Genomic DNA, 24,429 nt, shown 5'->3' with positions numbered 1-24,429 from the left:
TGGCGTGTACGGGTGGATCCCTATACCCGCGGTGGCATTCGCGCGCGGGAGCTCCGTGGTATTGCTCGAGCAGAGGTTGGTCCGTACCGGAGCTCGGTGGAATTTAGATTCAATGTTTAATCATTGGGGCGCTGAGTATGAGCGCAAGTTGAGTTGCGGGACCAACTTTCAGGCCCAGTCGAGCAAGGTGTGAGACCACGTCTTGCCATCGGCCTCACCTGAGAGGGCCGGGTCGACGAGGTTACCCGCGAGTGCGCTCGCGCGGTCTACCGTGGCGTAGTCGGTACAGTGCGGTACGGAACTGCTGAGGTTGGCATATCCCGCTCCCCACGTTGCGGGCACAGCGAAGCGAGTGAGTTCCTTCATGGTCCGGCGACGAGTCTCCGTGGTGATCGCAATACGGAGTTTGGTCCCATCGATGTCGTGCGTGGCGGCAAGGACCACTAGGTCGACGAGGTCTTTCTCGCGGCTCGAGGTCCTCTCTCTGTAGTTGGCCATGGTCGCGCAGACTTTGTCAGCGATCTGATCGACGACCGGATATAGGTGGTACGGGTTGCTGGCTAAACGGGGTAGGTCCAGCGCGGTTGCAGGTCGCTTTGTCACAACGACTCCGGTCACGCCAGCGCCCACGGCGAGATCGACATGGAGAGTGCCCCTCGGGGCGAGCCCGATGAAGATGTTGAACTTCACTCGGTAACCCTCGGTGTAAGGCTGGGCGTCATTACCGATCGAGTCAGTGTGCCCCGCGTACTCGAAGCGGAAGTGGTCGCCGAGGTCGAGCGCGGCAAGTCGGTTCAAGTCATCGAGAGATTGTTTAAGAGTGAAGCCTTTGCGGTAGAGATCGATGTCTTGGGTCGATCGCGTTGAGGGTACCCGTGCGAGGATGCCGGTGCCTCCCTTAAGGACCCACTCGGAGCCGTCGCGCTCTGAGAACACTCGACTCAGAAAGCGATTGAAATACTCCAACTGGATCCGCTTGTTGACGCTGAGAGATGGCTGACCTGCCGCCTGCCGCTTAGCAGCCTCCTTGATTGCGCTCTCGACGCCGCGAGAAGTCGAGTAGGGCTCATGCTGGGTCATCGTGGTCCACATTCTGAGGCGAACGAATTTCCCTGAGTATTTCCGGACTGGAAGCAATGCGATCACTGAGTGATTTGCCCCAGTCGTCGGTTAGACGTCTGATCGCATCGCTCCTAGCCAGCTCAGCCGTGAGGCTCTTCGTGATGGTGTCGAAGGCCCCACTGTTCATCAGGTTTGTCATCGACGCATGCACGCTCGCGCTCAGCGCGGGTGTTTCACGCCACAGCGCACCTTGAAGCATCTTGGCCATTGATTCTTGGAACGAGCGCATCGACTTTTGCATCTCTGGCGTCGTGACAAGGTGATCAAGATCTGCCTTACTGAGATTGCCCAGGTAGCTCGCTGCAACACGGGATCCGAGTGAGGAGTCCGCCGCTACTCGTCGCGCGACAGCGTCCGCGTCGAGCCCTGCGGTCTCGAGCAGCCGGTTGAGCAGGGCGTTTCCGTCGCGCCTCTTGAATCCATTGCGCTCAGCCAAAGGGGAGAGCAGCTCGCGCAGTCGTTCGAGGTCCAGGGTGCGCTTGAATGCCGCGTCGCGAAGTGTGTCGGCAACGAGACTAAGGTCGCCTACTTCTTCGACAAGATCAGCGAGGGTGCGCTCAACTGTCATGGTTGGGAGGCCGTGCGCAAGCGTGACATCACGGGGGCTCAGGGTTCGTTGACGGTAGCGAATCTCGCGCCGCTGACTTTGGCGGCGCTTTGGAGATACGAACTCGTGGTGGTCGGCCCACAGATCCCCGACCTCGTGGAGGTGGGCCGCGGAAGTTCCAGCGACAACGACCCCGTGAGCGTAATTCTGGATCCGTTGCTCGCCCATGACCTTGGGGTCAGTGCTAAGCCAAACTGCACGCAGGTCCTCAAACTGATTGCTCGGTGCGCCCGAATCCTTGTAGACGCCATGTGCAAGACGATTGAGATGTTCAGCTTCGGTCAGTCGGGAGAGGTTAAGTCGGGTGATGCCGTGCATGCTGGCTTGGGCCGATGTCACCATGCCCCATTGGTACGCAGTGAGCTCCGAGAGGATGCGGAGAGCATCGTTCGACTTCATGCTTTAAGTGTATCGTTCTGGGAGATACATTCCAAGCTTCTTGGGTCGATTTGGCACGTGCTGAGAATCCCGAGACACGATAATCGGCTACGGAACGTGGTGGAGTTTAGGTTCAACGTCTAGTACGAGCCCCTGAGCACAGCACGACCAATGCTCACCTCCGGCGTCAGGCGAGGGACGTGGCCTCATAGGTATGGCCTGCCTCGCGCAGCCGCTCCACCAGAACGTGGCCGAGGGCGGTCGCCGGGGTCAGCGATCCTGTGGCGGGCGGCAGACGGTCGCCGTCGAGGGCAAGTGAGAGCGCTGTCTCCCCGGCCATCACGGCGGTGGCGGCGTACCCCGGATCGCCGGGCCCGGCTGCGATGGCACGATAGCGCTGGCCGCTCTCCGTGGAAGCCGTCACCTGGGAATGGAACCAGCCTGAGCGCCGCGCGGCCTCGCTCGGGCCCGCTCCGGGCGAGGGAAGGACACGGTCCAGTAATCTCCTCGTGACGGGTAGAGCCAGTGCGGCTCCGAAGAGCCGCAGGCCAAGCGCCGTCGCCCCGGCGGTGACGGCGCCGACAGGCCCTCGCCCCATACCCATCACTTCGCCGTACCGCAGGGACCTACCGTAGGCCCAACCCTGCAGGGCATTGCTGCGACGTACGATCCGCGTATTCGCCGACGCCATGATGAAGGGCGCGGCCCAGCGGCCGTCATCCGAACGGCCGACCCACCCCAGATCCGGAGGCTGCCGGGTCGCGGGCTCCGCCGTCCGGTCTGGACTGAGGGAGTAGGGATCGCCCGCAAGCGATCGCAGCACAGGGTCCGTCCGGATACCGTCGAGCTGCCCACGCATGGACTCGATGGTGCCGCCGCTGACACCGCCCTTCGCCGTGGCAACGAGCTGCACCTCGGTCAGCCCGCCCGCGCCATCAGCCTGCGCGGCCTGGTGCAGGAGGAGCACCGCGAGGTCCGACGGGACGGAATCGTAGCCGCACGCATGGACGATCCGTGCACCTGTCGTCCTCGCAAGGGCATCCCAACGGTCGATGGCTTCACGGACGAAGGACACCTCTCCCGTCAGGTCCCCGTAGTGGGTGCCGGCGCGGGCACACGCCTCGACAACCGACAGCCCATATTTCGCGTAGGGGCCCACCGTGGTGAAGAGAACTCTGGTGCCCGTGGCCATTGCCGCGAGCGAGTCAGGGCGCCCCGTATCGGCCTCAATGATGGCCCAGTCATGAGCGGCGACGGGCAGTCTGGACCGTAGGGCTTCGAGCTTCACCCTCGACCTCCCCGCGAGTCCCACTCGCAGGTCCGGTGGAGCGTGCTGCGCAAGGTATCCAGCGATGAGTTCCCCGACGAAGCCGGTCGCACCAAAGAGAACGAGGTCGTGGTTGCGCGTGGGATCCTCCATGCCGGCAGTCTTCCACAGCAGAGGCCGGACCGGCACCCGGGAGTGCATTCCTCTATCGCTGAAGCGCCCCGTCACCCCCAGCCCCGGGGCCCAGTGCGCGAAGCATCCCGTCCATCGCGATCATGGCCCCGCCCATCACTGCGGGCAATCCGCCGCCCGGATGGACCGAGGCGCCTACCCGCCACAGCCAAGGATGCTTGCGGCTGTGGTGAGCTGGACGGTGCAGGGGCCCGCTCTTGATCAGAGGGCGAACCGGTCCATATAGGGCACCCCCGGAAGAGCCTGCGAGACTGAAATAGTTCGGATCCAGGATGGTGCTTTCCTCGACAGACGTGTCGAAACTTCCGGGCAGTCCCGCCGCGTTCCACACCCGGCGAAGTTCTCGGTCGACAAACTCGTTCTCGAGGCCATAGCGCTGTCCATTGGAGGGCGCCGTCAGCAGCACCGCGAGGGTATCGGCTGTATTGGGGCCTGAGTCAGATGCAGGGTAGTAGTTGAGGAACGCCATCGTCTGGTCCGGCTCGCGTTGAGCCTCCAGACTCGCGTAGAGCGCCTGCGGATCCTCGGGCAGAACCACGCTGTGCCGCGGCGTATCCGCCGGAAAGGGACGCTTGAGCGTGGCGTAGATGGCGACCGCTGAACAGGAGAGCTTCCGCGGTGGACGGGGTGTGCGTCCAGGCAACAGACCCTCGAGGCGGTCGGCGTCCAGGCCGCTGACCACGGCGTCTGCCCGATATACCTTCTGGGCAGTCGTGACCTGTCCCCGCTCCAGGGCAAGGACGGGCTCCTCGGTGCGAACATCGACCCCGGCAGCCCGCGCCAGCCGCTCGAGGGCCCGCACCAGTTCGTGGACCCCGCCCCGCGGCACCCACACCCCGTCTTGGGCCATCACCGCAGGCATGCTGGCATACAGTGCCGGGGTGCGGGACGGGCCCACCCCGGCATTGAGTGTGTGGATGGCGATCACTTCGCGCAGACCGTCGGGCAGCCAGGTCAGACTGTCGAGATAGCTGCGGGTCGTGAGTCGGCGGCCGTAGAGTCGCCCCAGACGAGCCAGGGAGGGGCGTGCCTCGCGGGCCATCACGGCCGTGGTCAGAAGCTGGGTCACATCCGGGCCGATGGGTGCGTGCAGCGCAGCAAAACGCTCCCACGCAGCGTGCCACGGGTGTCCCGGGGGAACCGGCAGCGAACAGACCTCCCCGCGGAAGTAGTAGTTGCCTACTTCCGGAAGCCGTTCCAGGTCCAGGCCTGCCGTCTCCTCGGCCACTAGGGATGGATCCTGATTGGAGCGGTCTAGTCGGCGCAGCAGCTCCTGCCACACGGTCGGGAATGTGAACAGCGAAGGGCCGGTGTCGATGGTCTGACCGCCGACCTCGATGCGGCTGCTCTTGCCGCCCAGCGTCGAGTTCGCGTCCAGAAGCGTGACAGTGTGTCCTGCCCAGGCTGAGAGCACCGACGCCGTCAAGCCCGCCACTCCACCGCCGATCACCACGACGCGGCTCATGGGTACCACCCCAGCAGCAGCGCCGCGGCCAGTTGAATGCCGGCCACAGTTCCGGCGACGTAGGGAAAGGCGATGGAGTAGCGGTACAGACCATGGGCGGTGGAGACGAGGGGGGAGCGGAACAGCACGTAGAGCAGACCTCCGCTGATGAGCGCGTTGACCAGCGCGACCGGAACATTGACCATTGCGAACCCGATGGTGGCTGCCATCCACCAGAGTCCGCTCCAGAGCACCACCCCGCGGACACCCAGGCGCACTGCTGTGGTCGTGATTCCGGCCGCCTTGTCTTCGTCGATGTCTTGGACTGCGTCGAACGTGTGCTTCGCCGCGCTCCATGCCATCAGCGCCACCGCCGCGGCCCAGACCGGACCCGTTCCCAGAGCGAACGGGACAAAGACCATCGGCAGTGCATAGGCGGCATTGCTGAGCGAATCCAGATAGGGGCGGGCCTTGAATCGTAACGGTGGTGCCGAATAGAAGATGAACACGAACAGGTAGAGCCCTATCCATAGGAGTGCATCAATCGGCAGCGCCCACACAAAGTAAGCCAAGAACGGAAGATTGGTGACAAGAACTGCGACCCATATCGAGGAAACCTCAGCAGCTCGAATTCGGGCGCCTTCTAGAGACCCCTTACGCGGATTGAGCGCATCGGTGTCCTGATCGAAGATGTCATTGACGCCGTAGATGAGCAGGTTGAACGGCAGCGTCAGCCAGAGGAGCAAGGCCAGGGCATCCCAATTCCACAAGTCACCGGTCAGCCACATTCCCAGGACGGCGGGACCCAGGGTGTTGATCCACAGCACGGGCCGGGAGATATGAACCATTCGTTGGAAGACGGATTCAGCTCCGGAATGAGTTTTAACGGTGGAGCCCCTTCTGCCTCGGCACGTAGTGGTGCCTGAATGAACTACAGGCCTGTTTTCGCCGGTGGCCTGGCTCTGTGGTGTCTAGTCGCCGACGGCGGCGAGGACCGTCATCACGATGCTACGTCAGGTACCGGCTGTGAACTCGAGTGTGAACTCTGAGCTGTGATCACCCTGACCAGCGCGTGCCGCCGTGCGAGTTTGGCGAATCGACTTATTCGGCGCTACCGGCCGCAGGTGACCTAAGGTCTACCCATGACTGATCTTCAGGGTGCGGTTGTTCTTGTCGTCGGCGCTACCGGCGGGCTGGGCTCGCGGATCGCCGACCAGTTGGAGAGTCAGGGCGCGATCGTGGCCCGGTCTTCGAAGTCTGCTGGGCACGATCTCCGTGAACCCTCTGTGATTCGAGAGGTGCTCGATGCCACGAAGGCGCAGCACGGACGGCTCGACGGGCTGGTGGTCGCGTCCGGGGTCGTCGCCTTCGGGGCGGCTTCCGAGCTTGAACCCGCCACGGTGGATGAACTGTTCGCGGTGAACACGACCAGTGCGATCCAGCTCATCACTCAGAGCCAGTCCGACCTCGTGGCCTCGGCACGTGAGGGACGGGAGCCCTTCGTGGTGACTCTGAGCGGCGTCGTCGCAGAGACCCCGGTCGCCGGGCTGGCAGCGTATTCGGCGTCGAAGGCTGGGCTCGCGGCCTTCGTCCTCGCAGCGGGGCGTGAGTATCGTCGCGCAGGCGTCCGCCTCCTGGATGCCCGCCCAGGCCACACCGGCACTTCGCTGTCCGAGCACCCGATCGCCGGGTCAGCCCCGCGATTCGGAGCGCCGTTGGATCCAGACCAGGTTGCTGCGCGGATCATCACCGCGATCGTCGACGGCGAGAAGGATCTGCCCAGCACCGCGTTCTAGGCGCGGCCGAGACGTTGAGACTGGGCGTGCGCGCGAACGTCTTTAGAACAGCGGCCAGGGAACCGGTGACATCTCACCGGCCGGAGCCGGAAACACTCGCGCCGAGCGCAACCCGGCACAGCGATCAGCAAGTGCCGCGACCTCCTCGGCGCTGAGCAGCTCGGCCAGGTCTTCACCCAGGTCTCCGTCGAGCCCGTTGCTGACCCGGTCGATGCCGTCGCGTTCCTCCTCGGTGAGGGCGTCTCCCACCCATCCCCAGAGGACCGTGCGCAGCTTGTGGTCACTGTGGAAGGTGAGTCCATGGTCCACCCCGTGCCGGTGGCCGTCAGACATGGCGAGGATGTGGTCGCCCTTGCGGTCGGCATTGTTGACGACGACGTCGAACAGGGCCATCCGTCGCAGCGCGGAAGAGTCTTCGTGAATCAGGGTGACCATCCGGCCCTTCTGGTCCTGTCCCTCGAGCACATGCTTCCAGCCCGACTCCGGCACGTCCTCGGTGGCGATCAGGTCGACGGCGCCCTGGTCGGGGTCCTGCTCCTGCCAGAGCTGGACCATCCCTTCACCGAGGGGACCATCGCGCAGCCAGGTCTGCGGGACCACGCCCCAGCCGAGGGCCTCCGAGACCAGGTAGGCGGCCACCTCCCGTTGTGCCAGAGTGCCGTCGGGGAAGTCCCACAGCGGGCTTTCCCCGGCCACCGGCTTGTAGACGACGTTCACCTCGCCGATGCTGCCGAGGAACGTGGCGTTCGACGCCGTCCTGATACGTCCGGTGAGCGTCAGTTCCGCGGTCACCAGGTCCGTCGCCGACATCAGCCCTCGGCAGCGGTGCAGGTATGCCCGTCGGCGTCGATGGGGTAGCCGCAGAGCGGGCACGCCGGGCGTCCGGCACCCACGACCTCACGGGTGCGCTTGGCGAATGCGCGGGCGGAGCCCACCGGCATCCGCACCAGCAGCATCTCAGTGTCCTGAGCCTCGTCCTCGTAGGGCGGTCCGGCGTCGTCGTCGTCGTCCTCTTCGAGGTCAGTGATCGGGTAGGCCTCGATGATGACCTGGGCCGTGGCGGGATCCCAGCCCAGGCTCATCGCGCCGGTGCGGAAGTTCTCCTGGACGGTCTCCAGCTGGTCGTTGTCGACAAGTTCAGGCGGAGTGCTTCTGGGAACGCTGAAGGGGTTGCCCTCCACGGTGATGAGCTGGTCGAGGATCTCGTCGATCTTCTCCGCGAGGAGGGCCGACTGCTGCTTCTCGAGCGCGACGCTCACCAGCTGCGCCCCCGAGCGCACTTGCAGGTAGAACGTGCGCGCCCCGGGAAGGCCGATGGTGCCGACGACGGCCCGATCGGGCCAGTCAAACTCGTGAACACGTGTAGGCATATCAGTATTCTAGGCGCATGTGGTTCAGGGTGTCTGATGCCCTGCGCCGCCACCCACCGGCGCGTCACCTGCTTGAATGCCCTTCGAGAGCCATGAGAGATCGCCCGCATCGGTGTTGGTCGCGTGGACGCTCGGCCGGCTGGCGCCGTAGCGCACGATCGACACGGAGGCGGGGCCCACGTTGATGCGCTGAAACAGATCGAGGTGCATGCCGAGCGCGTCGGCGAGTATCGACTTGATGATGTCGCCATGGCTGACCGCAGCCCACACGGCCTCGGGCCCATGCTCGGCCTCGATGGCTGCATCATGGCGGCGAATCGCCGCCACCGATCGAGCCTGCATCGCGGCCATGGCTTCACCCTCGGGAAAGACGACGGCGGAGGGTTGGGACTGCACGAGCGGCCACAGCTCCTCGGTGGCAAGGTCGGTGAGCAGCCGGCCCTGCCACGTGCCGTAGTCGGCTTCGATGAGATCGTGATCCAGCGGCGCGGAGGGCGTGCCCGCTTGCCGGTCGAGGATGTGCTGCGCCGTCTGCTGACAACGCTCGAGCGGGCTTGAGACCACCGCAGCCAGGGGAATGGACGCGAGCCGATCTGCGGTGAGCCCGGCCTGATCGCGCCCGATCTGGTCCAGGCCGACGCCTTCGGCCCTGCCGGCCAGCAGGCCGGTCGCGTTTGCTGTGGTGCGGCCGTGCCGCACAAGAAGAACTGTCGCCATCCGTTCAGCCTATCCACCCGGGCTGTGGAGCGGGGGAGTCGTGTGTACCGCCCCTCCAGCGGTGTGTCTGTCTCACAGGTTGGGTACGCTTATAGTGGTGGCCCGCGCCACCCATAGCGCTTCCACGTGACGACCACGTGAATCATCGCGGAGAGGCCTGAGCGTTTCAGGACATGTCCAGATGGGGTGCGGCGCACCGATGCGCCAACTTCATTCCGCCGATGCCTGGCATCGGCTGGCGAAAGGACGCGAAATGTCTTCCAAAGACGAGAAGAATCTCTCTCAGGTGATCGAGAAAATCTCCAAGATGGACGAGCCGCGACGGTCGGTGATGCAGCAGGTGCATGACATCATCATGACCGCGGAACCCACTCTGAAGCCTCGGATCTGGTACGGGATGCCCGCCTATGCGAAGGCGGCCAGCTCCCCGGCGCTGGTGACGCTGCGCAACGATGAGCGCTTGAACCTTGCCATCACCGAGAAGCCGGCTTTTCGACCGGCAGGTGGGGTGGACGGCGCCCTGATGCCGGCCGCGTGGTACTTCGAGTCCTTGGACGAGAACACCGCGAGACGGATCGCCGAGATCGTCCATTCGGTAGTCGACTGAGCCAAGGGGCCCTAGGTGAGATGTGGGCCGGGTTCCGGAGACGCTGGAGCCCGGCCCACCACCAAGTACTGGCGCATGCTCATCGCACCTGTCGCCTAGCCACCCTGTGGCTATCTCAGCGACAGGTCACGCCCTAGAGTCGGGAGATGGAGTCCTTGTCCGAGCCCCTTACCGACATCACGCGGAGACGCATCGTCACGGCCTGGGCGAATGCGCTCGGGGTGCCTCCCGCGGACATCCGCCGAGACGAGTGGGTCTTCGTCGAGCGGGCGGACCTGACAGCCGTCGTCGTCGTGCGGGTCGACGGTTTCGGTCTCGTCGCTGCGCCTGCAAAGATTCTGGACCGGCTGGGCGATGTCTCTCGGGAGTCACTCCTCGATGCGGACGCACTCGCCGGCATGCTTGCCTCCGCTGACCCCATCGGTAGCGCCGATCTGCTCTTCGCCGAGCGCAGTCCTCGATCCAGCCCATCTAGCGTCATTCCCGCACGGCCGCTGGACCTGGCCACCATGCGGGCCGGCGTCAGTGCAGCGGAGTGGGAGGAGAGTGGCCTCGAGGAGACTGAGTGCCAATGGGCCGCGCTGAATCCGGCGGGAGATCCTGCTGCGATCGCGGGTTTCTCTCGTTGGCGTTCCGAACTCGCCCAGATGGGGGTCCTCGCTCATCCGGAGCACCGAGGAGCAGGCTTCGCCTACGCCGCCGCAGCGGCGGCGACAGATGCGGCTCTGGGGGCCGGACTGATCGCGCAGTGGCGAAGCCGTCAGGGAAATCAGGCATCCCGCGTGCTTGCGCAACGCTTGGGATACACCCCGCTCGGTGTTCAAGCGGCCGTCGCACTGAACGGCTAGCGGCTGTTGATCACCGTGCACGGTTCAGGGAGCTGCGTTGGTCGGGATGCGAAGCCTCCGGTTCCGTGACGCGGAAGGCCGGGCCGAGGAGTGGCGCTCCGTCGGGCTGCTGAGCTGATACCGGAGTGCGACGACGTCACTCGGCCGTGGAGGAGATCTCTTCGTATTGGAACCATTTGTCGGCGATCGCCGTCTCTGGGTTGATCCCGAGCTGTTCGGCGTAGACCAGACACATCCCAAGGACGTCTCCGAGTTCAGCGGCGAGGACCTGCTGCTGTTCGTCGTGGGTCAGGCCGCGGTCTCGGCTTTGTCCCGTCGCGGTGAGGTGGGCTTGGGTGAGTTCCCCAAGTTCCTCGGTGAGTTTCAGGAGAGCCCACTCAGCAGAGCGATGGATCCCGTAGATCTCTGCGTACTGGGCCGAGAGGTTCTCGATGCGGTGGGCGATGTCGTTGAGGTGCATCTGTCCGATGCTACCGACCCTGTCCCAGGGGACGTCCGTCGGTCATGCTGCGCCACCTTCTCGTTTGAGATGGTCGATGGTGCTCGCCAGGCTGCCAGGGGGGATCTTCACTTCACGAGTCTCGGATTCCTGGTCGGGACCGACTAGGCCATGAGATTCCATGAGGTTCATGATTCCCTCGGCTTTGGAATGGGGGATGCCAAGCTCTTGCCGGAGCATCGAGGTCGAACCGAACTGGGTGGTCACCACGAGTTCCGTGGCCTGAATCAGTACGTCGAGATCATTGTTCTCCATCGATCCACCGTCCCAGTTCTATGGACCCCCATGGAAGGGCGTGCTATTCCTCAGCAGAGCAAAGACTTCCGATCTCGGTGCACCGTCCTCGCAGGCTCGCTGCCAGGTTCGGCTGCGCCGCGCGGCACGGACTTTGTGTGAGTTGAGGCGAGTGTGGCCCGACCCGAGCTGACTGCTCCGGCCGGGCCACACTCGTCTCTAGCGTGCTGTTCGGATGATTACCGCTTCTTCGCGTTGCGATAGGCCTCGACGATGTCCCGGTGAAGCCGACCTCGCGAGGAGACCTCGTGGCCGTTCTTCACCGCCCACTCACGGATCTCGCGAGCCTCATTCTGCGGGGAAGGCGGTGCGATCGCGCGTCCTTTGCGGATGTACTTCTTCAGCGTCTCGCGCAGCTCTTTGGCATGGTCATCGCTGAGGTCGATCTCATAGAACCGGGAATCGAGTCCGAATGTGACGGTCTCCCTGGCTTCGCTTCCGTCGAGATCATCCACTAGAACTAGTTCTACCTTCTGAGCCATCTCAAAACACCTCGCTATCTCGCCGAGGACTCTAGGCCGATGCCTGGTCCATCGGATCTCTTATTGCAGGGGAACGGTCCTGCAGAAGATCTATCTAATCTCAAGCACTTAAGGAATCACAATCCGACCAGACCAGGCCAATCCCCAGCGATTCACCAGGTAAAAATATGGTTTCCCAACGCAACGAGAAGCTCGGAGAACGCACCGATGGGCGTTCGCTGCCCCCTGTTTCGCCTCTTGGGCACGGTCCACTCGAGTTTCTGGTCTTCTAAGTCTCAAGCGGGCCGCGCTCAAGTGTGTCTAGCTCCCGCGCAGGGTCAGATGCGTGAAGGTCACCATTCCTCGCGGTCGTTCGAACCCGTGTTGACGTTTAGAACATAGAGTCCTCGATTCCCTGGAACTCTTCCTCGCTGATGATTGTCTCGTCTGCGGGGCGGTCTGGCGCGTCGGATTCGTTCCAACTGGTGAACGTCACCGATGTCTCCTGGCCTGCGTTATTGGCGCGGATCTCCATCAAGACCGGCTCGCTGAAATCAGCGCGCACAATGATCTCCAGCGATTCCTCGTTGCCTTCCTCGCTGTACACCCAGACATCCTCGCCGTCGTGGGTATCGACTTCGCCCTGTGCATCCCAGTCGGAAAGGTCCTCCCCGTCGGAGGATGCCATCATGCTGGCACGGAAGTTCTCGATGAACCCACGCGGAGTCTCGAACTGGGCAGCCAGGCTGGTGATATCAACCCAATCACCTTCAGCTTCCACCGCCTCCCGCAGCTCCTCGGGCGATGCGCCCTGTTCCGCGTCTTGATATCCCTCGTATTCAGCGACCACGGAGTCCGCGCTCTGAAGGGCTACATCACTGAACACGAGGAGATCGATCACGCCATCTGCCATCGTGTAGGTGTAGCCGTCGCCGTCCATGTCTCCGGAGATCTCTACCTGAATAACCTCGTCGTCGTCGCCTTCTCCATCGGATCCCTGTTCCAGCGCCTCAGAACCTTCACCTATGGCGCTGAGAAGTACATCCGCGCTGATGGACACGGACTCCTGGTTCAGGGACGATTCCCAAAGATCCTCGTGGATCTCTTCGATCCCTGGGGCCTCTTCTGAGTCATCGTCGTCGTTCTCGTCTGAGGTTGCTTCTTCGTCGGTCTCAGCAGGCTCACTGCCTGTACCGTCCTGAGCGTCGCTGTCGTCCTCAGCCTGCTCAGTGTCGGGTGTCGAAGTGTTGGTTCCTTCGTCTTCGCCACACGCCGTCAGTGCCAGCAGGGCGATTCCAAGAAGACCAGTGGTCTTCAGTGTCATGTCCTTCAGGGAAGTTTCTTTTTCTCTCACTGTCTTGAGACCCTATCTATCTGACGGTGTACCCAACTCGAAACGGCGTAGAATAGTTGATCAGCGATCTCGACGACCGACAGACTCTAGTCACCTACACGCGGTGGAGTACAGCCTAATATTTGGTTCGTAACGTCCATGCTTCTTTGTTGCCTTTAGAGGCTGCAGTCAATAAATTTAGTCAGATTATGTTGACCGATCCACGCATGAGTTTATCGTGGGAGTAAGAATTCAGAGATTAATATCCCTGCGGCGAGTCGAATTCAATCGCGGTGATGCTCTCTACTTACTAAGCGCTTTTTTTCGCGAAGCGCATTGCTTCTGGTGGTTCGGCGGGCGCACTGATCGTGGACCGGCTTATGGTCTTGGGCCGATGATCCGTCCTGGACTCAGTGATCCCCCAGAGGCCAATGGTTAGGGACTCCGGACAGGTCCGTGGGGCGGGTAGCTTCCTTTGAGCGTCTCGATCCAACATAGTTTCTCGGGCACGAGGGCAGAGTCCATTCGTTCCAGAGCGAGGCAACTCGCAGGAGGGTTGGGCCTCAAGTGAGATCCCCAGGACGCGCAACAGTGTTTGATTCGATTGTCGGCACCCGTTGTGCCTACTGAGGCCTTGGGTGGAGCCCTTGGGGCTCAGCGTGACCCGAGGGCTGCACCACCTGGGGATCTTCCCGGCCGCGGGATCTCGCCCTCTGAGGTGAGGGACCAGCGGCGCCGGTCGCCGCGGTTCCAGGCCTACCGGCCCGCGCACATGGTCCACCTCGAGGAGAAGAAACTCAGCAGGATTCCCGCCGGTGGCGGTTGGCCGGCCCATGGCGGCGGCACCGGGGTCTCCGGGTGGAACGCGCGTACTATGTGAGGCATGGGACGATTCTTTGATTTCATTCGCAGCCTCGGTTTCCGGCGTGGTCCTGGACGTGTCGTCGCAGGCATCGGGGGAAGCCTTGCCGAGAAGTTCGGACTCAACGTGTGGTTGGTCCGCTTGCTGATCTTGTTGTCTTTCCTGCTTCCGGTCCTGGGATTAGGAGCGTATCTGTTGGTGTGGGCTTTGACGCCCTGGCAAGACGGTCGCATCCCGTTGGAGCGGGCCCTAGAAAACCGACGCTAGAAATGAACTCGACCACGTCACGACACTGAGAATGTGTCCGGTCTGGTCTAATCCGTGTCTCAGTAAGCGTAGTTTTGTGAGACACGGAGCACGCTCTCTGTCGTCCACCTCCGTGCGACTCGCCAAAGAGTATGGTGTATTTCTCGCAGAGATACCTGTTGCCCCGACCTCGTCGACACTTGGTTGCTGAGCGAAGCCCAAGGGTGAGTGACCACACCAAGGATTGAGTACGACGGCGCTGGCGTGCCAGACTCAACGAAAGTCGCTACGCTCTGGTGGCATAGACGCGGAACCTGCGCTGGGTAACAACGATCGGTGCCGATGCGCTCAGTTCGCGAAGTCGCGGGGCGTGGGCTCGGACGGCGAAGTCAGGGGCATCCCATGGGACCAACCCGATGTAGGTGACTAGTGCGGCGGCATTCGAGAACTGCATCGTGCCTGCCCACTCATCTACCTGGTCGATCCGCAGTCCCGCGTCACGGAGCGCTTGTGCGTGAATCTCAGCTCTGACGTCGGGGGCGAGGTACTCACCCCCGAACCATTCGTGAATCTCGGGAGCGTCGAGGCCGTGCACCTGCTGACTCAGGAGCTTGCCCCCGGGGGCGAGGACGCGAGCAACCTCGGCAGCGTCGTAGCTCTCGTGACGAGCCATTACCAGGTCCAGGCTCCGGCTGGGCAGGTCCAGGGGCTCTCCGGTATCGGAGTCATACTCCAGGACGGCGACGTTTCGGGCTGCGAGGCGTGCTCGCGCGACGGGGACATTCGCCGGCCACCCCTCGGTCGCGATCACCCGAGGCAGCGGAACGGATTCTTCTGAGAGCGACTCCAAAAGTGTCGAGAGTCGTTCACCGCCGCCGGTGCCGAGATCGAGAGCACCGACGCACGCGTCCTGCAGAGCGTGGAAGCAGTCGGCTTCGTAGTCCCACCAGGGGTCGTCGGCAATCAGATCGTCGCCCAGCCTCGAGAAGTCCCAGCCGACCATTTGTGCCTCGGCATGGGCGGCTTCCAGGTGCCCGAGGAAGTCCTCTTCGGATCCTCCCTGGCTCTCGTTGCCACCCTCGTAGGGTGTCCGAATCTGGGGCTGCTCCTGAGGATCCATGGTGAGAGTCTGGCACTGCGCTGCCTGATCTCGATATTCTCCGCCATTCGATACGAGTGGTCGGTGAGGTATGGACTCTCCATGAACGACCCTCTGGCGTGCGCATACTTCGACCAGCGTACGGAGGCTGTGCCCCTTTGAGGCATAGGCAATGGATGCATGCCTCTGAAAGACTCGCTGCATGAATATTGAACTGACTAGATTCCGAGTCCGACGAGGACGAGAGGAGAAAGTCGCTGAATGGATGGAGTTCTTGCGATCCCACATGGAGGCAGTCCGGGAGACCCTCGAACCGGAGAAGATGTATGTGGAGACCATCTTCTCGGAAACCCTTGAAGGCGTAGATTATCTCTATTGGTACAGCGTCCAAGGCGAGGGCGGTGCAGAGCTTCACGAGTCCTCGCATTGGCTCGACGAGAAGCACTCCGAGTTTTGGGAGTCATGCATCGACCCCGAATTCGCCCCGGTTGACCTCACGGCGCAGGTGACGATGATGCCGACCCGAGTCCTTGACGCCATGCGCCCGCTTACGTAGAAAAACACGTCCGGGCCAGCGCATACGGGAATAAGCGCTATCTGGAGAACGCTTCGGCCTCGAGACTCAGGGGTGCCGTTGGGCTGGGCTGGGCCGAGCCCGGCGTCGGCGACCCGTTCAACAGCAGATCCGCTGGGTCGACCGCCTCGGCAAGACGGTTCCACGTCGCGTCGCTCCGTGTAGGGGAGTAGCGGAGCCGATCCACATCAATGACCCGTCAGAGGCGTGCGGATACGAGGGCATCGGTCCGTGTCTGGGCATCAGGAGGCAATGATGTGCATACGTTCACGGGCGCAAGGTCGCGTAGATCAACATGTCTCGTCGTTCTCCGCCGAGCTCTTGGTGGGATCGGAGGAGTCCTTCGCGAAGGTATCCTGCGTTCTCGGCAGCCTTGAAGGAGGCCGTGTTCCAGGGTTCAATGTAGAGCTCGATACGGTGTAGATCCGGTATCGTCCACCCGAAGGCGGTGACCGCGTGGACAGCATCCGAGGCCAGCCCGTGTCCCCTGAATGGCGGAGCAATTCCATACCCAAGTTGCGCGCGGCCGGCGGCCAGGTCTTGCAACCATAAACCCATGAAACCAACGCAGCGTTCTTGATCTCGGGCAATGACGGCGAACGCGAACCCTGCGCCGTCGGTGAGGCGATTCTGCTGCCGCTGGATCCACTGCCCGGCTTGTTCTGCGGTGGCATGTCCGGGGAGCGTCCCGGTTTTGGGTACATACGGGTCCTGAGAGAGCTCCATGGCCATGTCTGCATCGCCTGCCTGGAACTGTCGTAGCTCCACATTCCCGCTGGTTGGCGGCTCAGCGGGCCAGGAGCGAACAGGACGGGACATGTTCATAGGCTCAGTCTGGCACTTACAGGCACCGGATGACTTCTTGCCCGGCGATTCTTGATTCGTAGCCTCGCCACGGGGACGTCGGTAACCACGGTGCAGTTGAATCCTCTGGGAAGTCTCGTTCCGCGTGAGATCAGGGAGTCCTATTGCGCGGGTGGTTCTTGGCCGTACGCTCATTTCCGCGTTTGTAGTTGCCCGTCGCTCGGGCCATCAGCTCCTGGGGGTCCTGCTTCGTGACGTCCAGAAGGAAATCCTTAGCGGTCGCACCCCGCAATGTCGTCGCGCGGCGTCCCCAGTGAGTGATGATGACCTCGCCCTCACCGACTATTCGATATTCGAAACCACTCGGAGCATTCGTCATGGTCAATATCCTTGCACGGTGAAATCACCGCATCCCCGGTGTTGACCTCGGGATTGGGTGAAGAGCGCGGCACGTGCCCATCGGCTTACCCCGATACGCGAGCAGCAGGGCTGAGTATGGCGACACCATCGGTGCCCGCCACGACCGCTGCCATAGCCTGATCGACCCGATCGAAGGGGAAGTCTTGGGGAGTTCCCATGGTCCGGTGGGGGAGTGGCTTTCACCTCCACGCCCTCAGAGGCAGCCGCCCGGGAGTGCTGCCTCGCCCTGATGGAGCTCAGCGGCCCAGTGAATCCAGTGCGGCTGAGGTAATCGTCCCGGCGTCGATGCCGTGAAGGGCATGGGCCTCCGGCAGGGAGGAGGACTGCCCATACTCGGTCACACCCAGGGTCCTGGTGCGGTCTCCGCGCACGCCGGCGAGGAAGGACAGCGCATGCGGGTGACCGTCTAGCACCGTGATCAGTGGAGCGGGGTGTGCTGTGGGAAAGAGCTGCTCCAGGATCGCAGTCCCTGGACCGGGTTCCAGGGAGTCCCGGGCACGCATCGCCTGGAAGAGCCGGGACGGGCTGGTGACGTTCACGATACCGGCCTTCACTCCGTGGGTGTCCAGGGTCTCTGCGGCCTCGCAGAGGTTGGGAATCACCGCCCCTGCGCCGACGAGCACCACATCATCCTTCTCGGCTGGATGGGTGCTGATCCGGTAGCCCCCGGCCAGGGCTTGGCGTCGCCGTCGTTCCCAGAGGGCCGGATCTTCAGGGAGCGCGGCGAGGGATTGTTCTACCGGTCGAGTGGAGAGCCGGAAATAGGAGGACCGCCCACCAGGCCGTCCCAGGTGGGAGATGGCCTCAAGCAGACTCCACTCCAGGTCCTGTGCGAAAGCCGGCTCCCAATAGTCCAACCCAGGCGTAGAGATTCCGATGGAGGGCGTGTTCATCGACTGGTGGGCACCGCCCTCTGGGGCCAGGCTGACCCCAGACGGGGTTCCCACGAGGATCGACTGGCCACCGGCATAGGTGCCGAACATCCATGGCTCCAGGGCCCGCGGGACGAAGGGGTCATAGAGGACCCCGATGGGGGCGAGCGGTTCGCCCCAACGGGACCAGGTGGCGCCCAGCTCGCCGATGAGGCTGACCAAGTTGACCTCGGAGATCCCCAGCTCGATGTGCTGACCGTGCGGGTTCTCCTGCCAGTGCAGCACGGTCTCGTCGTCGTCGGAGAACCAGTCTCGGCGTTCGCTGAGTGACCACACCCCGGTCTTATTGATCCAACCGCCCAGGTTGGTCGAGGAGGCGACATCCGGGCTGACGGTGACGATGCGGCGGGCGTTGTCGGGGTCGGCGCGCTTCAGGTCGGAGAGCAGCCGGCCCAGCGTGGCCTGGGTGGAGGTCTGTTGCTTGTGCTTCCACTTCAGCTCCTGAGGCACCGGAATGCCGCTGGTCTGCGGCACCGGAGGGCGGCTCAGCCGTTGAGCGGTCTCCGAGCAGAGCGCAGCCTCATCCGTCCCCTCGGGGAATCGCCCCCAGGGGGAGTCGAGGTTCGTCCCGGAGAGCGCGGCAAGCTCACGCATCTGTTCCTCGGTCAGCTGGGCGGCGTGGTTGCTGGGGTGGCCTTCGGTGGCCAGGCCGCGCCCCTTGATGGTGTAGGCAAAGATGACGGTGGGCCGGGTGTCGTCGATCTTCTGGTAGGTGGCCAGAAGCTCCTGGATGTCGTGACCCCCGAGGTCCCGCAGGGCCTCTGCCAGGTCACGGGGCTCCAGGCTTGAGACCAGCTCGGCCAGCTGGGGGTCCGGTCCGTCTCCGAGCAGCCTGGCTGCGGCCTCGTCCGGGTGAGAGCGCAGCAGTCGCTGGTACTCCTGGTTAGGCATCTCTTCGAGCCGACGCCGCAGCAGCTCCCCGCCGGGCTGGCTGAAGAGCTGTTGGAGACGCCTGCCCCAGGTGCAGGTCAACACCTGCCAGTCGGCGGCTGCGAACATCCCCTGAAGGCGTTGGATCTGCACGTCTGGGATCACCCGGTCCAGTGACTGCCGGTTCAGATCCACGATCCAGACCACGTCTCCGAGCTGGCGGACCTCGGGATCGATGATGGCCTCCCACACGGCCCCCTCGTCCATCTCGGCGTCGCCCAGCAGGCTGTAGAACCGGCCGCCCTCCGGGAGCTCGAAATGGTCCTGCAGATACCGCCGGGATAGTGCCGCCCACACCGGTGCCGTGGCGCCGATGCCAACGGATCCGGTGGAGAAGTCCACTGTGTCCGGGTCCTTGGAGCGGCTCGGATAGGACTGCAGCCCGCCCTTGGATCGCAGGGTGGGCAGATACTTCTCGTCCAGGTCTCCCAGCAGATAGTTGATCGCATGCAGCACCGGGGAGGCATGCGGCTTCACCGAAACTCGGTCCTTCGAACCCAGCTCGGCGAACCACAGGGCCGTCATGATGCCCACCATCGACGCTGAGGAGGACTGGTGGCCCCCGACCTTGATGCCACCGGGAGTCTCGCGACCCCGGTTCGCGGCGTCGATGATCGCGGTGGAGAGCCACAGCACCCGCTGAGCCACGGCGTCGAGGGTGGACCCGCTGAAGGAAGAAGCCGCGGAGAGCGGACGCTCATTCACGCTCGGCGCGGGATGGCGCTGAACGCTGGTCTCGAACTGGCGGTCATCCTCGTCGACGCCGCTAGGGCCCTGCTCGTCGGGATTCTGCATGGTGGGTCACTCCTCAGATGATTCCGGAATACGCATTCAGGGCAGGCTGCCCGCCCAGGTGGGCGTAGAGCACGTTGGAGTCTGGGCCGATCTCGCCCTCGCGCACCAAGTCGATCAGCCCCGCCATGGACTTGCCTTCATAGACGGGGTCGATGATCATCCCTTCCAGCTGGGCGGTGGTCCGCATGGCCTCCAGTGTGGACTTCACCGGAATCCCATAGAGATCTCCGGCCCAGCCCTCGAGCACAGTGATCTCATCATCGCCCAGATCCCGGCCCAGCCCGATGAGCTCCGCGGTATGTCGTGCGATCTTTGCCACCTGGCCCCTTGTCTTTTCGATGGTGGCCGAGGCATCGATCCCGAGCACTCGGCGAGGCCGCTCCTGTCCAGCGAACCCGGCGATCATTCCCGCGTGGGTGGATCCGGTCACTGTGCAGACCACAATGGTGTCGAAGAAGACGCCCAGCTCTTGTTCCTGTTCTTCGACCTCATAAGCCCAGTTGGCGAATCCCAGTCCGCCGTATTTGTGCTCGGAGGCGCCCGCCGGAATCGGATAGGGGGTGCCTCCGGCCTCCTCGACCTCGGCGATGGCTTCCTGCCAGCTCGAACGTATGCCGATGTCGAACCCCGCGGGGCTGAGCGTCACGTCGGCACCCATCAATCGGGACAGCAGGATGTTGCCGACCTTGTCATTGACGGCGTCGGGCCAGTCCACCCACTTCTCCTGGACGAGCCGCGCCTTCAGGCCGAGCTTCGCAGCCAGGGCGGCGACTTGGCGGGTGTGGTTGGACTGGTAGCCCCCGATGCTGACCAGAGTGTCCGCGCCCGAGGCAATGATGTCCGGAGCGATGTACTCCAGCTTCCGGGTCTTGTTTCCCCCATAGGCAAGGCCCGAGTTCACGTCCTCGCGTTTAGCCCAGATCTGCGCTCCACCCAGATGCTGCGTCAGCCGCTCGAGGCGGTGGACGGGGCTGGGGCCGAAGGTCAGCGGATAGCGTTCGAAGTCGGACAAGGCCATGTCGGCCTCCTTAGCTTGTTGGTATCAGCGGCTGCCGGTCTACTCACTCGTTCCGCGAGTTGCAATATATTGCATATTGCCGAGTGTGGGATGTCAATGGGTCGCATAGGATTTCTCTATGCCAGTCCCCAACACCAGCCCTGTGCGACGCCGCTCCCTCTTGCGTGAGGACGTCTACAGGGCCATCCGCGACGCCATCGTGCGCGGTCAGATCGCGCCGGGTGAGAAGCTGGTGGACGGTGACCTGCAGGAGTGGTTGGGCGTCTCCCGGACCCCCATTCGCGAGGCGCTGCTGCGCCTGGAGCGCACCGGTCTGGTGACCGCAGTCCCGGGCAGGACGACCATGGCTACGCCCTATGAGCCGGAAGCGGTAGAGCAGGCGAGGGTCGTCGCTGCTGAACTGCATGCCCTGGCGGTGAAGCTCGCGGTGCCGCGCCTGTTGGACACGGACCTGGAGGCCTTGCGTGAGGCCAACTCGGCCCTGTCCCGTGGCGGGCGGACGCGGAGTTCCGAGGACTGCGTCGCTGCCGATGACGTCTTCCACCAGGTCTTCATCGACCGCAGCGGCAACAATGTACTCGCCGCCCAGCTGGAGCAGGTGATGCCGGTACTGCGCCGTGCCGAGTATCTGCATTTCGACTCCGCCCAGGCGGAGGCGTCTGTGCTCCAGCATGAGGAGATCATCGCTGCGGCTGGCTCGGGGGACGCAGAAGGCACTGCCGCTCTGGCCAGAAGAAACTGGCTCGCATTGGGGGCTCGCTGAAAGGTGAGATTTCAGGTGTAGACGAGCGCAGAGGCGTGAGGGATGGTTCTCCCTAGCTCAAGGAAACGTGCGTGGAGCACTAGGTGGTGGCGAAATCCAGAATGACGCGACGTGCGTCGTCCCCGTGACTCAGTTGGAACTCCGTCTCCGCGTTGAGTCCCACGAAGTATGTGCCCGTGCCTTCAAACAACAGTCCGAGCGAGAACTCAGCGAGAAGATCACCCTGGGCGGGTTCCAGTGCCCATCGCGTGCAGCCGCGAGCCGTTCTCCCGTGAGGGCTGCCTGGTCACGCCCGGTCTGGTTCAGGGCGACCTCGGCGGGTCTGCCGGCCAACGGGCCGGTGGCATTTGCTGTGGTGCGGCCGTGCCGCGCAGGAAGGACTGTCGCCATCCGTTCAGCCTGACCACCCGGGCGGGGATGGCGTGCGCGCGGGCTCTCAGGGAGCACGAGGTGCGAGCGTCGCACTCTCAGCGCAGCAACGTGCTCTGCAGGGTGCGGGTGAGCCAGTCGCGGTACTCCTCGTCGGTCCAGCCGCGATCGCTGGTGAGTTGAAAATAGACCTCCGGGGATCCAATGCTCCACATCGCGTCGGCCGCGTGGGCTACGTCGAGGCGTGGGTCCAGGTCTCCAGTAGCTGCCACCGCCTCGATGATCCGGGTGAAGTCGGCCAGCCGTTCTCGGCCAGCCACATCGGCGATCTTCTGCAGCTCGGGCTCGCCGGCTCGTCCGGCGACCAGCACGCTCGCCAGGAGCGGTCCGATGCGCGTCAGGATGCGGGTGGAAGCCACCACGAAGGCACTGAGGATCCGGTCGCCCGCTCCTTCGTGCAGGGCAGCCTGCATATCGGGGCGCTCGATCAGGGCCACCTGCTCGTCGTCCCCTGAGACCGCTGCGCCCAGTGCCTGACGGACGAGTTCGGGCTTGTTCTTGAACGCCTTGTACACCGTCTCCACGGAGACGCCCGCCGTCCTGGCCACCTCAGCCAGTGTCATGGAACTGTATCCCTGCTCGACCAGGAGCCGTGCGGTGGCGTCCAGCACGCTTCTGCGATTGGCTGCCGCCTGCGCCGCTCGATTCGAATTGTCGTAGGACCGAGCATTTTCCTTGACCTTCGGTGCCACTTTGATTACAGTCTCCTTGTATTCGATACAGTCTGTTGGTCGCCAATACTAGGGGATGATTCAGATGACCACGAGCACTGATGCAGATGTCGCCGTCGCCTCGCTGCACGCCATGGGGTCAGGCACCCTGGCGGACTTTCGGCCGCTCTATACGGAGGACGCAGTCAACCGAGAGGCTCTGGCGGAGCCACCGGAGGCCCGTGGAACGGGGCCAGCCGCCCTGTTCGCCTCCGCTTCGTGGCTGCGGGCCGCATTCAGCGACCTGGCCTGGGAGGTCCACGAGGTCGTCCACGACGGCGAGCTTGTGGTCATCCACAGCACCATGTCCGGGCGGCAGACGGGTCCGTTCGTCAGCTACGGGCCGGATGCCAAGGTAGCAGCTGCGTTCCCGCCACGCGGCCGGTCCTTCGCGGTCACTCAGACGCATTGGTTGCGCATGAGGGACGGCAGGGTCGCCGAGCACTGGGCAAACCGTGACGATCTCGGAATGGGTCAGCAACTCGGGTGGACCCCACCCACGCCGATGTACCTGGGACGCATGCTTCTCGCGACCCGCCGCGAAAAGTCGAGGGCCGCCAAGTACTAGGTCGATCTAGGGGACTGCTTTTCGCGCCTCTCACTGAGACGGCCCCGGGACGCATCGTCGCGGCGCGGGTGAATGCGCTCGGCGCCTCCGCTTCGCTGAACGCTGACCTCGACCGGGTCCGATCGAGGTGAGCGCCGCCGGGCTCGCAGCCGTCTCCTCGATGCGCGGGGGAGTGAGCGTACCGAAGTGGGATGAGAGCGGCATCGAAAAGACAGAACACCGGTGGGCGGCGCTGAACCCGGCGTGAAGTCCCGCTGCGGGGAGGATGAGGCATCACGCCGACTCGCTCAACGGTTGGGTTTCACCGAGCTCGGTGTGCAGGCGGCGGCCGCGCTGAACGGCTAGTTCCAGTTTCCGGCAAGTCGTGGTGCAGAGGAGGGGTCCATCGTGCCTCCGGTCGGGTGGGGGCAGACGTTGATTCTGGAGACGTCGTCGCCTTCAATCCCGGACTCGTCCCAAGTACGGCTTCGGCCCGGAGCGCAGATCCCGTCTCGCGCTTCATGATGGTCCATGTCATGCCGTTCATGAGCCGCACGCGGCTGGCCACACCTTCAAGGACTGCCGGTCGGGATCTCGCGAATGTCGTCCTGGCAAGATCGACGGCGCGGAGCGGTCCTTATATCGACAGAGCCATGGTCGCCCGTTCCCCGGAAGAGTCCTATGACGCTGGCCGTGAAGCCGAACTCTGGGATGCGATCGAGACTCTGACCGCAGCCTGACCGGCACGAGATGCGCCTATGGGCTGAGTACTCGACCGCGAAAAGCCTGTCGGTAGGAGGCGGGACTGGTGCCGAGGGTCCGGTGAAAGTGGTGTCGAAGCAGGACGGCGTGTCCGAAGCCGGTCTCACGAGCAATCTCATCGATGCTCAGCTGGCTGTCTTCCAACAGGGTCTGCGCTCGGAGGATCCGTTGCGAATTGATCCAGGACGTTGGCGTCGTCCCAGTCGCGGCGCGAAAGCGGCGCGCAAATGTGCGGTCGGACAGGTGCATGCGCTGGGCGAGTTCTGTGACGGAGAACTGCTGATCGAGGTTCTCGGTGAGCCAGACGAGGAGTTCTTCCATCGGGTCGCCGGTTCGTATTGCTACCGGCCGGTCTATGTATTGCGCCTGGCCACCATCGCGGTGTGTCGACACGACCATGGTTCGAGCAATCGCGGTGGCTGCTTTTGCTCCGAACTCTTCACGGATCAGATAGAGACAAGCATTGATGCTTGCGGCTGTCCCAGCACTGGTGATGATGTTGCCGTCCTCTACGTACAAGACGTCTTCGTCGACGTGGACCTTGGGGTATTCAAGCCGCCCGTCCGGCGATCCTGCCACGCCCCTGAGCCACGCCGGTAGAGT

Annotated in this window: 24 protein-coding genes and 2 pseudogenes; 7 read left to right on the top strand and 19 right to left on the bottom strand. The window is 63.6% G+C overall.

Features of this window, described 5'->3' with window-relative positions; translation table 11 throughout:
* Positions 1-168: 168 nt before the first annotated feature.
* The 5 genes from I2487_RS04270 to I2487_RS15445 all read right to left on the bottom strand — a co-directional run bounded on the left by I2487_RS04270 (position 169) and on the right by I2487_RS15445 (position 5,858).
* Entirely contained in the window at positions 169-1,080 is a 912-nt protein-coding gene (locus tag I2487_RS04270; protein WP_207169389.1) for a nucleotidyl transferase AbiEii/AbiGii toxin family protein, read from the bottom strand.
* A complete protein-coding gene (locus tag I2487_RS04265; RefSeq protein ID WP_207169388.1) occupies positions 1,067-2,128 on the bottom strand; it encodes a type IV toxin-antitoxin system AbiEi family antitoxin domain-containing protein in 1,062 nt (353 codons plus the stop codon). The genes I2487_RS04270 and I2487_RS04265 overlap by 14 nt, the downstream gene beginning before the upstream one ends.
* A 166-nt stretch (positions 2,129-2,294) precedes the next feature.
* Entirely contained in the window at positions 2,295-3,527 is a 1,233-nt protein-coding gene (locus I2487_RS04260; protein ID WP_207169387.1) for a saccharopine dehydrogenase family protein, read from the bottom strand.
* Between the two features lie 52 nt (positions 3,528-3,579).
* Positions 3,580-5,031 carry a phytoene desaturase family protein gene (locus I2487_RS04255; protein WP_255545932.1) on the bottom strand — a complete coding sequence of 484 codons (1,452 nt, stop codon included), beginning with the start codon at positions 5,029-5,031 and terminating at the stop codon, positions 3,580-3,582.
* Complete coding sequence (locus I2487_RS15445) at positions 5,028-5,858, bottom strand: UbiA family prenyltransferase (protein ID WP_255545931.1); 831 nt, start codon at positions 5,856-5,858, stop codon at positions 5,028-5,030. Before I2487_RS15445 ends, I2487_RS04255 begins: the two co-directional genes overlap by 4 nt.
* 294 nt (positions 5,859-6,152) lie before the next feature.
* Here I2487_RS15445 and I2487_RS04250 point away from each other — a divergent pair, with 294 nt between their 5' ends.
* The gene (locus tag I2487_RS04250) at positions 6,153-6,806 is read left to right on the top strand and encodes an SDR family NAD(P)-dependent oxidoreductase (protein WP_207169385.1); all 654 of its coding nucleotides are present in this window, start codon (positions 6,153-6,155) and stop codon (positions 6,804-6,806) included.
* A 42-nt stretch (positions 6,807-6,848) separates the two neighbouring features.
* Here I2487_RS04250 and I2487_RS04245 read toward each other — a convergent pair whose 3' ends face one another.
* From I2487_RS04245 to I2487_RS04235, 3 genes are read right to left on the bottom strand one after another with little or no spacing between them, the layout of a single operon-like run.
* A complete protein-coding gene (locus I2487_RS04245; RefSeq protein ID WP_207169384.1) occupies positions 6,849-7,616 on the bottom strand; it encodes an Rv2133c family protein in 768 nt (255 codons plus the stop codon).
* Positions 7,616-8,176 (bottom strand): Rv2134c family protein, encoded by a 561-nt coding sequence (locus tag I2487_RS04240; protein WP_207169383.1) that lies wholly within the window; start codon positions 8,174-8,176, stop codon positions 7,616-7,618. Before I2487_RS04240 ends, I2487_RS04245 begins: the two co-directional genes overlap by 1 nt.
* Before the next feature lie 24 nt (positions 8,177-8,200).
* Complete coding sequence (locus tag I2487_RS04235) at positions 8,201-8,893, bottom strand: histidine phosphatase family protein (protein WP_207169382.1); 693 nt, start codon at positions 8,891-8,893, stop codon at positions 8,201-8,203.
* A gap of 253 nt (positions 8,894-9,146) precedes the next feature.
* Here I2487_RS04235 and I2487_RS04230 point away from each other — a divergent pair, with 253 nt between their 5' ends.
* Positions 9,147-9,500, top strand: a complete 354-nt coding sequence (locus I2487_RS04230) for a DUF1801 domain-containing protein (protein ID WP_207169381.1) — start codon at positions 9,147-9,149, stop codon at positions 9,498-9,500.
* Between the two features lie 146 nt (positions 9,501-9,646).
* The gene (locus tag I2487_RS04225; protein WP_207169380.1) at positions 9,647-10,348 is read left to right on the top strand and encodes a GNAT family N-acetyltransferase; all 702 of its coding nucleotides are present in this window, start codon (positions 9,647-9,649) and stop codon (positions 10,346-10,348) included.
* Positions 10,349-10,484: 136 nt separating this feature from the next.
* Here I2487_RS04225 and I2487_RS04220 read toward each other — a convergent pair whose 3' ends face one another.
* The 4 genes from I2487_RS04220 to I2487_RS04205 form a co-directional block, all read right to left on the bottom strand.
* Positions 10,485-10,808: a nucleoside triphosphate pyrophosphohydrolase family protein gene (locus tag I2487_RS04220; RefSeq protein ID WP_207169379.1), complete on the bottom strand. Its 324-nt coding sequence runs from the start codon at positions 10,806-10,808 to the stop codon at positions 10,485-10,487.
* A gap of 42 nt (positions 10,809-10,850) precedes the next feature.
* Entirely contained in the window at positions 10,851-11,102 is a 252-nt protein-coding gene (locus I2487_RS04215) for a DNA translocase FtsK (RefSeq protein WP_207169378.1), read from the bottom strand.
* 218 nt (positions 11,103-11,320) lie between these two features.
* Complete coding sequence (locus I2487_RS04210; protein WP_207169377.1) at positions 11,321-11,623, bottom strand: histone-like nucleoid-structuring protein Lsr2; 303 nt, start codon at positions 11,621-11,623, stop codon at positions 11,321-11,323.
* Between the two features lie 370 nt (positions 11,624-11,993).
* Entirely contained in the window at positions 11,994-12,926 is a 933-nt protein-coding gene (locus tag I2487_RS04205) for a hypothetical protein (RefSeq protein ID WP_207169376.1), read from the bottom strand.
* A gap of 892 nt (positions 12,927-13,818) precedes the next feature.
* Between I2487_RS04205 and I2487_RS04200 the strand changes: the two genes are divergently transcribed.
* Positions 13,819-14,064, top strand: coding sequence for a PspC domain-containing protein (locus I2487_RS04200; protein WP_207169375.1), 246 nt, complete (start codon positions 13,819-13,821; stop codon positions 14,062-14,064).
* Positions 14,065-14,329: 265 nt separating this feature from the next.
* On the opposite strand, the gene I2487_RS04195 is transcribed toward I2487_RS04200, so the two are convergent.
* Positions 14,330-15,163, bottom strand: coding sequence for a class I SAM-dependent methyltransferase (locus tag I2487_RS04195; RefSeq protein WP_255545930.1), 834 nt, complete (start codon positions 15,161-15,163; stop codon positions 14,330-14,332).
* Positions 15,164-15,344: 181 nt separating this feature from the next.
* On the opposite strand from I2487_RS04195, the gene I2487_RS04190 reads away from it, so the two are divergent.
* Positions 15,345-15,698: a DUF6176 family protein gene (locus I2487_RS04190; RefSeq protein WP_207169374.1), complete on the top strand. Its 354-nt coding sequence runs from the start codon at positions 15,345-15,347 to the stop codon at positions 15,696-15,698.
* 285 nt (positions 15,699-15,983) lie between these two features.
* Here the strand turns inward: I2487_RS04190 and I2487_RS04185 are convergent, their stop codons facing one another.
* The 3 genes from I2487_RS04185 to I2487_RS04175 all read right to left on the bottom strand — a co-directional run bounded on the left by I2487_RS04185 (position 15,984) and on the right by I2487_RS04175 (position 20,615).
* Positions 15,984-16,541, bottom strand: coding sequence for a GNAT family N-acetyltransferase (locus I2487_RS04185; protein ID WP_255545929.1), 558 nt, complete (start codon positions 16,539-16,541; stop codon positions 15,984-15,986).
* Between the two features lie 635 nt (positions 16,542-17,176).
* Positions 17,177-19,597: a thiamine pyrophosphate-binding protein gene (locus tag I2487_RS04180; RefSeq protein WP_207169372.1), complete on the bottom strand. Its 2,421-nt coding sequence runs from the start codon at positions 19,595-19,597 to the stop codon at positions 17,177-17,179.
* A gap of 13 nt (positions 19,598-19,610) precedes the next feature.
* The gene (locus tag I2487_RS04175; protein WP_207169371.1) at positions 19,611-20,615 is read right to left on the bottom strand and encodes a 1-aminocyclopropane-1-carboxylate deaminase; all 1,005 of its coding nucleotides are present in this window, start codon (positions 20,613-20,615) and stop codon (positions 19,611-19,613) included.
* A 118-nt stretch (positions 20,616-20,733) separates the two neighbouring features.
* Between I2487_RS04175 and I2487_RS04170 the strand changes: the two genes are divergently transcribed.
* Positions 20,734-21,378 (top strand): GntR family transcriptional regulator, encoded by a 645-nt coding sequence (locus I2487_RS04170; protein WP_207169370.1) that lies wholly within the window; start codon positions 20,734-20,736, stop codon positions 21,376-21,378.
* Between the two features lie 252 nt (positions 21,379-21,630).
* Here the strand turns inward: I2487_RS04170 and I2487_RS04165 are convergent.
* Together I2487_RS04165 and I2487_RS04160 are read right to left on the bottom strand one after the other, a co-directional pair.
* Positions 21,631-21,768, bottom strand: a pseudogene (locus I2487_RS04165) (histidine phosphatase family protein); the annotation flags it as partial.
* 77 nt (positions 21,769-21,845) lie between these two features.
* Positions 21,846-22,499, bottom strand: coding sequence for a TetR family transcriptional regulator (locus I2487_RS04160; protein WP_207169369.1), 654 nt, complete (start codon positions 22,497-22,499; stop codon positions 21,846-21,848).
* A 64-nt stretch (positions 22,500-22,563) separates the two neighbouring features.
* On the opposite strand from I2487_RS04160, the gene I2487_RS04155 reads away from it, so the two are divergent.
* Positions 22,564-23,085, top strand: a complete 522-nt coding sequence (locus tag I2487_RS04155) for an ester cyclase (RefSeq protein ID WP_207169368.1) — start codon at positions 22,564-22,566, stop codon at positions 23,083-23,085.
* A 735-nt stretch (positions 23,086-23,820) separates the two neighbouring features.
* Here I2487_RS04155 and I2487_RS04150 read toward each other — a convergent pair.
* A pseudogene (locus I2487_RS04150) lies at positions 23,821-24,378 on the bottom strand (helix-turn-helix domain-containing protein); the annotation flags it as partial.
* Positions 24,379-24,429 lie beyond the last annotated feature (51 nt).

Origin of the sequence: Nesterenkonia sp. E16_10, assembly GCF_017347085.1 — a bacterium.
In the GTDB taxonomy this organism is placed as follows: Bacteria; Actinomycetota; Actinomycetes; order Actinomycetales; family Micrococcaceae; genus Nesterenkonia.
The sequence above is the reverse complement of the archived record's forward strand: the minus strand, read 5'-3'. Positions and strand labels throughout refer to the sequence as shown.

Coding starts and splice junctions, on each gene's coding strand:
- I2487_RS04270 (WP_207169389.1), bottom strand. CDS start 1,080: ATGACCCAGCATGAGCCCTACTCGACTTCTCGCGGCGTCGAGAGCGCA.
- I2487_RS04265 (WP_207169388.1), bottom strand. CDS start 2,128: ATGAAGTCGAACGATGCTCTCCGCATCCTCTCGGAGCTCACTGCGTAC.
- I2487_RS04260 (WP_207169387.1), bottom strand. CDS start 3,527: ATGGAGGATCCCACGCGCAACCACGACCTCGTTCTCTTTGGTGCGACC.
- I2487_RS04255 (WP_255545932.1), bottom strand. CDS start 5,031: ATGAGCCGCGTCGTGGTGATCGGCGGTGGAGTGGCGGGCTTGACGGCG.
- I2487_RS15445 (WP_255545931.1), bottom strand. CDS start 5,858: ATGGTTCATATCTCCCGGCCCGTGCTGTGGATCAACACCCTGGGTCCC.
- I2487_RS04250 (WP_207169385.1), top strand. CDS start 6,153: ATGACTGATCTTCAGGGTGCGGTTGTTCTTGTCGTCGGCGCTACCGGC.
- I2487_RS04245 (WP_207169384.1), bottom strand. CDS start 7,616: ATGTCGGCGACGGACCTGGTGACCGCGGAACTGACGCTCACCGGACGT.
- I2487_RS04240 (WP_207169383.1), bottom strand. CDS start 8,176: ATGCCTACACGTGTTCACGAGTTTGACTGGCCCGATCGGGCCGTCGTC.
- I2487_RS04235 (WP_207169382.1), bottom strand. CDS start 8,893: ATGGCGACAGTTCTTCTTGTGCGGCACGGCCGCACCACAGCAAACGCG.
- I2487_RS04230 (WP_207169381.1), top strand. CDS start 9,147: ATGTCTTCCAAAGACGAGAAGAATCTCTCTCAGGTGATCGAGAAAATC.
- I2487_RS04225 (WP_207169380.1), top strand. CDS start 9,647: ATGGAGTCCTTGTCCGAGCCCCTTACCGACATCACGCGGAGACGCATC.
- I2487_RS04220 (WP_207169379.1), bottom strand. CDS start 10,808: ATGCACCTCAACGACATCGCCCACCGCATCGAGAACCTCTCGGCCCAG.
- I2487_RS04215 (WP_207169378.1), bottom strand. CDS start 11,102: ATGGAGAACAATGATCTCGACGTACTGATTCAGGCCACGGAACTCGTG.
- I2487_RS04210 (WP_207169377.1), bottom strand. CDS start 11,623: ATGGCTCAGAAGGTAGAACTAGTTCTAGTGGATGATCTCGACGGAAGC.
- I2487_RS04205 (WP_207169376.1), bottom strand. CDS start 12,926: ATGACACTGAAGACCACTGGTCTTCTTGGAATCGCCCTGCTGGCACTG.
- I2487_RS04200 (WP_207169375.1), top strand. CDS start 13,819: ATGGGACGATTCTTTGATTTCATTCGCAGCCTCGGTTTCCGGCGTGGT.
- I2487_RS04195 (WP_255545930.1), bottom strand. CDS start 15,163: ATGGATCCTCAGGAGCAGCCCCAGATTCGGACACCCTACGAGGGTGGC.
- I2487_RS04190 (WP_207169374.1), top strand. CDS start 15,345: ATGAATATTGAACTGACTAGATTCCGAGTCCGACGAGGACGAGAGGAG.
- I2487_RS04185 (WP_255545929.1), bottom strand. CDS start 16,541: ATGAACATGTCCCGTCCTGTTCGCTCCTGGCCCGCTGAGCCGCCAACC.
- I2487_RS04180 (WP_207169372.1), bottom strand. CDS start 19,597: ATGCAGAATCCCGACGAGCAGGGCCCTAGCGGCGTCGACGAGGATGAC.
- I2487_RS04175 (WP_207169371.1), bottom strand. CDS start 20,615: ATGGCCTTGTCCGACTTCGAACGCTATCCGCTGACCTTCGGCCCCAGC.
- I2487_RS04170 (WP_207169370.1), top strand. CDS start 20,734: ATGCCAGTCCCCAACACCAGCCCTGTGCGACGCCGCTCCCTCTTGCGT.
- I2487_RS04155 (WP_207169368.1), top strand. CDS start 22,564: ATGACCACGAGCACTGATGCAGATGTCGCCGTCGCCTCGCTGCACGCC.